We start from the raw sequence: 7042 nt of genomic DNA, 5'->3' as shown, positions 1-7042 counted from the left end.
AGTAAGGTTGGTTCCAAAAAATTGTGAGGTGTATGAAAGGGATAATGTTGTCAATATAACTGATAAAACAGAATAAAAAGAAACATGGGGGGGCGTGCCTTCTTTATGGTTATAAACGCATATAAAATGCATTGCTATAAACATATCATAAAAGAGAGAATAAAATAAAAAAAAGCCGTGCCAAATGATATGACGCGGCTTTCAAATGTCTATTCTAATGATTAAAATGAATCATCCACATGGAGTAATCAGTGCATATATACAAAACGTATCATATTGCAAGCGCTCTATTAGAGATATGAAAACTTATCAAAAGGAACGTAAATGATGCATATGATCTTTAATCACTCATTTGAATAAGAGAGCCTATAAACGCTCGGTAGCTTTAACAATCCAATCAAAAAAACATGCATATTCAATAAATATCTGTAAAAAACGTTCTTTTTACATTTACGAGCATTGGTTTTTAAAAGCAGCTTTTCATAAAACAAATAAACAATTATGGTTTTTTGTTACCATTTTTATCAAGTCAATTTTATTAATAATAGTTATAAAAAAATCACAAAATTAAAATAACCACTTGAAATATACCCATATGGGTATATTAATAATCATGAGTAAAATAAAACGTATCATATGGCTTGGTTCTTCACTCAAAGATATAAAAAGTCTTCCTGATCTTATTCAACAAAGGATTGGTTATGCTCTTTATCTTGCTCAGATAGGAGATAGAGGAGAAAATGTTAAGGTTCTCAAGGGGTTTGGATCTGCAAATGTTCTAGAAATTATTGAACGCGATATTCAAGGAACTTATCGCGCTGTTTATACGATACAATATAAAAAATCTCTTTATGTGTTGCATTGTTTTCAGAAAAAATCGACCCGTGGCATTGCAACACCAAAACCAGACATTAATCTGATCAAAGAACGTCTCAAGTTAGCAGAACAATTAGAAGGGAATTAAAATGATCAATGTTTTTCACGGTAGTTCCAATGTTTATGCGGATCTTGGCTTTTCAGATTCCAGAGAGATGCTTATCAAAGCGCAACTTGCTCATAAGATTAGTCAAATTCTTAAAGAAAAGAACTTAACACAAAAACAGGCTAGTCAACTTTTGAAAATGACTCAACCCAAATTGTCTAAACTCTTAAGTGGAGAATTTCGAGGAATTAGTGAAATGAAAATGCTTGAGTGTTTGGCAAAATTGGGAAACGATATCAAGATTATTGTTAATCCGAAAGAAGTTAAAACGCTTGAAGGACATTTTGAAGTTGTTTTTTCTTCTTAAACTTCTTTATGATTTGCTTTTTATAGTCTATTCATACATGGCAATCTTATATAAAAAATGGTCAAATGAATCATGCATAAAAGTGTGGATTCTTAAGTGGATTCTTATAAAATAATTTTACTCAAACCATTGACTTTATTGTATTTTTATATATAATGCGTTATTATCATCGTCCAAGGTTCATTCTTAGGAATGCGCAATTTAAACCGGTGATAACGATTGCGTGAACGCCCATGATAAGCGCCCGTGACATACGAACACACCCTCTCCTTATGCCATGTGATCGGCGTCTGATTATTGCGAAGACGACGTTCCCCTATGCTTAAAAGACCTTGTGTTGTATCAACTTCGGCAAACATTTTCGTGATAAAGTTAAAACTTCCATCAGGCGCCCCCATCTCTTGTGAAACAACCGTTGCCTCCATCGGGGCTCCTGTAAACATAACAAGCCGATTGTTTTCATCAAAAGCACCAAGCATTGGAGCGCCACTTTGCCAACGGGGGCTGTCTAAAGAAGCAGGCAATGCCTCAAGATTGAGCGAAATCTCATCTAACTGTTCTAAAGTATAACCTGTTGTAAACACTGGAAACAACGTGAAAATCTTTCCCTGTAGCGTCGACCATTTCTGCAAGCCCCAATCATAAACAAAGGTGGTTTGTTCGTTATTGCCTCTTTTTAAGGACCAATAAATCCGGTTATCAATGGGGTCTATAACTCCTTGCATCTCATCAAGAGCAAACTTATCAAATGTTTTAAAAACCGTTCTATCAACCTTTTCAAAACCTATCGGTAAAAGTTGACCATCCAAACTCATCTGATAAAAACCACCATCACCTGCAAAAAAAGCATCACTCCCTCGACATGCTATAGAGGCTGCACTGCGGGCTCCTCGCTTGTCTTGTATCTTTTGAAACGTAAATACAATCTTAGAACCCGCAACAAAGGTTCCTGCATAAATAGCAGAACGCATAAAAATGAGGGGATTGGTGGATTCTGTTGCCCCTTGAACATATTCTCCATCCGGAAAATCTTGAAAATCGCAATCTTTCTGTTTAACTGTCCAATGGGTTGCATCTTCCAAACCAGACCAATGAATGCGATTGGGGTGATCTGTCAATTGCATCAAACAAACAAAAGGTCCCCAAACCTTCACCAAGCCTGCTTTCGGCGGATTGCCTCCTAAATCTTCAAATCGTTCAGAACTATGGGTATTAAAAACTTGTGGTTTATCATTTTTATTCACCGCAATAATTCTTTGACCAAACAAAGCGAACGACCATTGATTATCCTCATGCGCATGATAGGTCACACCACTTTGGCTTATGTCTTTCCAACCTTTCGTTTGACTATCATAACTGTAAAGCTTTTGCTTTCCTCCTACGATTATCTTAACACCATTACCGCTTCTAAAGGCGATTGAACCCAATGGCTTTTCTTCCAAAGGATTAGAAACAACCATTGCACTAGGCATGGGTATGTAACCGCCATCTGCCGGTAAAACATTCACAAGGCTATCCGTAAAACTGCCGTTGACAACCGCAACATCCGGTCTGTAATCGGCTATAGGAAAATAAACCATGCTAAAAATCCGTTGGTATTATTCTGGTCACGTTATGACGTTGAGACGTCTCTGCACGCAATTCATTCAACTGTTCGTTAAAGTCATTGTAAGCTGCCGTTGCACAATCGGGGTCTTTAAGGATATTCTTGTAAAGTTCGTATTTTGCACGCGCCTTAATCAAATCAAACGCGTGCACAAACCATGGATGCTCCTCATCGACACTCTCTATCTCTGATAAACGCAATGGAGAGAGAATGAGTTGAATCTGATAGGCTCTATCCGGCGTGGGATAAAGATGTAATTTCCTATCAAAATAACTGTAACAAACCGGCGTTCCTTGCTGCTCTGATGATAACAAAGGCTCTAAAGAAACATGGTCCTTACATTCCAAGGCAAACTTATGATGTTGATCAGAACTCAGATAACACATTGATTTATAATGATAATATAGCGTTATTCATATTGAATTAGAATCCCGAATAACGTAAGATTCTCTCATTTCAAATCTGTTTATCTTGAATCAACTAAAACCACTCATTTGTACATAACAAGTGGGATGAGTGTGTGGATAAAATTTGTATAAGAAAGGACTAAAAATGGCTCTTATGAACCGTCTTAATGCAAGGGCTGTCGCAACATTGGGAGCTGGCAAATATAATGATGGTGCCGGCTTGTTACTTCATAAGCGTAAAGATGGAGGTGCTCAATGGATTTACCGTTTTACCATTCATGGGCGGCGCCGTGAAATGGGCTTGGGTGCCTTGAGAGATGTCTCTTTAAAACAAGCCCGTGAATTGGCAACTGGATGGCGTTCTGTTCTTCGTGAAGGGCGTGACCCCATTAAAGAACGCAATAAACAAAAGCGTGAGGCAATAAGTAATCTCCATTATTTAAAAGATATCGCGTTGGATGCTTTTGAAAGCCGTAAAGCTGAACTAAAAGGAGATGGTAAAGATGGGCGTTGGTTTTTACCCTTAAAACTCCATATTCTCCCCAAATTAGGTTGCCTCCCCGTTTCAGAGATTACACAAACAGAGATACGCAATACACTTGCTCCCATTTGGCATACAAAAGCAGCAACAGCTGATAAAGCTCTTACCCGCCTTAATATTTGTCTCAAACATGCGGCAGCCTTAGGATTGGATGTTGATTTACAAGCAACAGAAAAAGCACGCGCTCTCTTAGGTAAACAACGCCATAAAACGCAAAATTTTCCAGCTATGGATTGGAGAGATGTCCCTGCCTTTTATAAAACACTTTGCGAAGCATCAACCTTAACACAACTGGCTTTGCGTTTGCTTATTCTGACAGGCGTTCGTACCAACCCTTTGTGTCATATTCATAAAGACCAAGTTGATGGCGATATCTGGACAATCCCTGCTGAAAATATGAAAGGTCGACGTGATACTACAGAAGAGTTTCGCGTGCCTCTATCATCAGAAGCATTAGAAATCTTAAAACAAGCGCGCTTGCTTTCTCGCAATGATTTCTTCTTTTCTGCAACCGGTCGGGGCCCCCTCGCTGCAAATTGTATGGCTCAATATATGAGAGACAATAAAATTGAGGCATGCCCCCATGGATTTCGTTCTAGTTTACGTGATTGGCTCGCTGAAACAACCAATGCCCCTTATGAAGTCGCTGAAACCATTCTAAGTCATACAGTAGGAGGTAAAGTAGAGCGTGCCTATCGTCGGACTGATTATCTAGAACAACGCCGGATCTATATGGATAAATGGGCGGCTTATGTCACGGGTCAATCTTAAGATATGGGGTGAATAACCCCATGATCTGTGGATAACTTTAGCTCTCTTTTCTCTCATTCTTTCTCAATAAGATTCATAAATTATCACATCAGAAATTATATGATAAAATATTGTTTTCTATAAATAAAATACCTTCAAAAATGAACAAAAATGTGGTTAATAAATGGTTATGATTTGTTACCATTTTTTTACTTTTGAAAGGAAATTATTATGACAGAAAATGATATTCTTTTGACAGACCGTGAAAGTGCAAAATTGCTTCATATGAGTGTCTCAACTTTCCGCCGTCATGTAACCAATGGCTCTCTCCCAAAACCTTTAAAATTTGGTTTTTTATCGCGTTGGTTACAATCAGATCTTTTGAATGTCATCGAGCAAGCAAAACAGCAACGTTATAACGACGCGGCATAAAAAGAAAACCTTGTCACATAAGGATGGACAAGGCTTTCTCAAGCTCATCAACCTAGAGATAGCACAATCCGTCCTATGACGCAACGTTATAGGATTTAAAATGATGTGTTCTTTTAAGAATGCGCAGGGCATTACACGTGCTGTGCCAGGGGAGATAGCATGGGCGTTATGGAACAGCCCGTTGCCCTGCTCATGATCAGTTGCGTTGCTGTCGTTTTGCGCTTACTTGGCTTGGTGAATCCTTTTATTTTTTAAGCGATTATCGACCGTATTCTCCCTTTTCAGCGTATTGAAAGTCTCTATGCTATCGTTGTCTTGATGGTTTCTATCATGCTGTTTAGCACGGCTCTTAGCACTCTATCTGGCTACTTAGGAGCTTATTTAGCCAATCGGCTTACGCTAGAATTTGGACGGCGCATTTACACCCATCTTTTAAGTCTCTCTTTGCCCACTTTACGCACTTGGCAAGTGGGAGAACTGTTTTCACGTATTGGAAAGAGAGAAAAATATAATGAATATGGATAACAATTTTATACTTTTGCACTTTTATAAATCAATATAATTAATAATATAATCAATAGCACAAGATAATATAACGACTAAAATCATTATTAATAGTGATTTCTTTATAGATGCTTCCCAACTATAGCTTTTAAATCTAAGTAACAAGGTACATGCAAAAAAACCCACAAAAAAACCTATAAATTCTGGAAGAAATAATTTTGCAGTTTTATAAATAATCTCCATAATGAAGATGCTCCCTAAAATATGATTGTCATAAATATTATGATATCCCTGAAATCAATTTTTTCCATAACTTTTTAATTATGATTACAATATTACTGATTTCAGGAATATATTGCTATCTATTTTCTACTAAATTAGAATCAGTATTCTTTCACTTTACCGATGATAGCAATCATCTATTTTATGAACTAAGATTGTATAACCTTCGCATACTACACCTCCTAATGCTCCAACGGCAGCGCCTTTTGGTCTTTTAATTAGACCCGTGAATCCCACTACTACTGCGCCTTTAAGATCATTTGCGACTACATCTAAGCATAATGCCCCACATCATAACTATCAGAGTGAAATCAATATGCACTCAGCAAATGGAGTAGTTGTTAGCGTATTGGAGAAGTTGATACAATTCGTATTTTTAAGAAAAAACTGCGTAAAAAATAAATTTATATGGATCTAGTATAAACCAATATATCTACGTAAATAATCAATAAGAGAATATAACATAAAGAACATAGCTATTTTAAATAATTCCCCCTTTGCATTTTTTTTCCAATTACGGGATTTGAATATATAAGGAATAATACATAAAAATCCAAATATAATTGTTGATATTAATGAAGTTGTAATACTATTAGAAAAATCTACCATTATAAAATCCAGCTCAAAATTTTATATTCCTGAAGTTTATTTTATATATATCTATAAATATATGTCTGTAATGAAATTAACTTCAGGAATAATTTACTGGTTATTTTCTAAAAACAAATACCAGCGCTCTTTAATTTTTTAGTGGCATTGTACCCATTTACCTATACCGGCTCCAACTGCCCCCGAACCTAAGCCACTTATTGCTCCTGCCAAAGCGGACGCCCCCACACCTTGTGGTCCTAATATAACACCTTTCAACGCATTGCCTGCTGCGTTTGCAACTGCTCCAGCTGCAGCCCCTCCAATAATTGTAACAGCATAATCAGTAGGACTACATGTTTCATAATGAAACCAACTTGATGAATGTGAACTGCTGTGTGAATGTGAATTTCTGTGTGAATCATGTGATGAGCTTGAACTACCCATTTTTAGTCTCCTTATATTATTAAAAAACTGCATCACAACGATACAGTGGTAACTCTGTTACTGTTCATTTTATAATAAGTCAAACATAATTTGTAAAAATAATAATAAAAATACTGTATAAATAATAAATACATTATGTTTATATTATATTTATAAAAAATGTATATTTTGTATAAATATAATACTATTTACAATA

7 protein-coding genes and 1 pseudogene are annotated in these 7042 nt (G+C 36.4%); 5 read left to right on the top strand and 3 right to left on the bottom strand.

The features are described from left to right. Window positions 1-613 precede the first annotated feature (613 nt). Both ACFIJ7_RS08675 and ACFIJ7_RS08670 read left to right on the top strand, forming a co-directional pair. Window positions 614-964: a type II toxin-antitoxin system RelE/ParE family toxin gene (locus ACFIJ7_RS08675; RefSeq protein WP_041581387.1), complete on the top strand. Its 351-nt coding sequence runs from the start codon at window positions 614-616 to the stop codon at window positions 962-964. Window position 965: 1 nt separating this feature from the next. After that, on the top strand, window positions 966-1289 hold the full coding sequence (locus ACFIJ7_RS08670) for a helix-turn-helix domain-containing protein (protein ID WP_015856199.1): 324 nt from the start codon (window positions 966-968) through the stop codon (window positions 1287-1289). A 146-nt stretch (window positions 1290-1435) separates the two neighbouring features. Here the strand turns inward: ACFIJ7_RS08670 and ACFIJ7_RS08665 are convergent, their stop codons facing one another. Both ACFIJ7_RS08665 and ACFIJ7_RS08660 read right to left on the bottom strand, forming a co-directional pair. Beyond that, window positions 1436-2869 (bottom strand): hypothetical protein, encoded by a 1434-nt coding sequence (locus ACFIJ7_RS08665; RefSeq protein WP_375645085.1) that lies wholly within the window; start codon window positions 2867-2869, stop codon window positions 1436-1438. Window position 2870: 1 nt separating this feature from the next. Beyond that, window positions 2871-3275, bottom strand: a pseudogene (locus tag ACFIJ7_RS08660) (hypothetical protein); the annotation flags it as partial. Between the two features lie 172 nt (window positions 3276-3447). On the opposite strand from ACFIJ7_RS08660, the gene ACFIJ7_RS08655 reads away from it, so the two are divergent. The 3 genes from ACFIJ7_RS08655 (at window position 3448) to ACFIJ7_RS08645 (ending at window position 5550) form a co-directional block, all read left to right on the top strand. Then, entirely contained in the window at window positions 3448-4614 is a 1167-nt protein-coding gene (locus ACFIJ7_RS08655) for a tyrosine-type recombinase/integrase (protein WP_375645084.1), read from the top strand. A 210-nt stretch (window positions 4615-4824) separates the two neighbouring features. Further along, window positions 4825-5025, top strand: a complete 201-nt coding sequence (locus tag ACFIJ7_RS08650) for an AlpA family transcriptional regulator (RefSeq protein ID WP_015856172.1) — start codon at window positions 4825-4827, stop codon at window positions 5023-5025. A gap of 258 nt (window positions 5026-5283) precedes the next feature. Beyond that, window positions 5284-5550, top strand: coding sequence for an ABC transporter transmembrane domain-containing protein (locus ACFIJ7_RS08645; RefSeq protein ID WP_375645086.1), 267 nt, complete (start codon window positions 5284-5286; stop codon window positions 5548-5550). 1008 nt (window positions 5551-6558) lie between these two features. Here ACFIJ7_RS08645 and ACFIJ7_RS08640 read toward each other — a convergent pair. After that, window positions 6559-6846, bottom strand: coding sequence for a hypothetical protein (locus tag ACFIJ7_RS08640; protein ID WP_375645083.1), 288 nt, complete (start codon window positions 6844-6846; stop codon window positions 6559-6561). Window positions 6847-7042 lie beyond the last annotated feature (196 nt).

It is taken from the genome of Bartonella sp. MR100HLJHH, from assembly GCF_042194215.1.
Taxonomy (GTDB): Bacteria; Pseudomonadota; Alphaproteobacteria; order Rhizobiales; family Rhizobiaceae; genus Bartonella; species Bartonella grahamii.
This window is presented reverse-complemented; position numbering and strand designations above follow the sequence as displayed.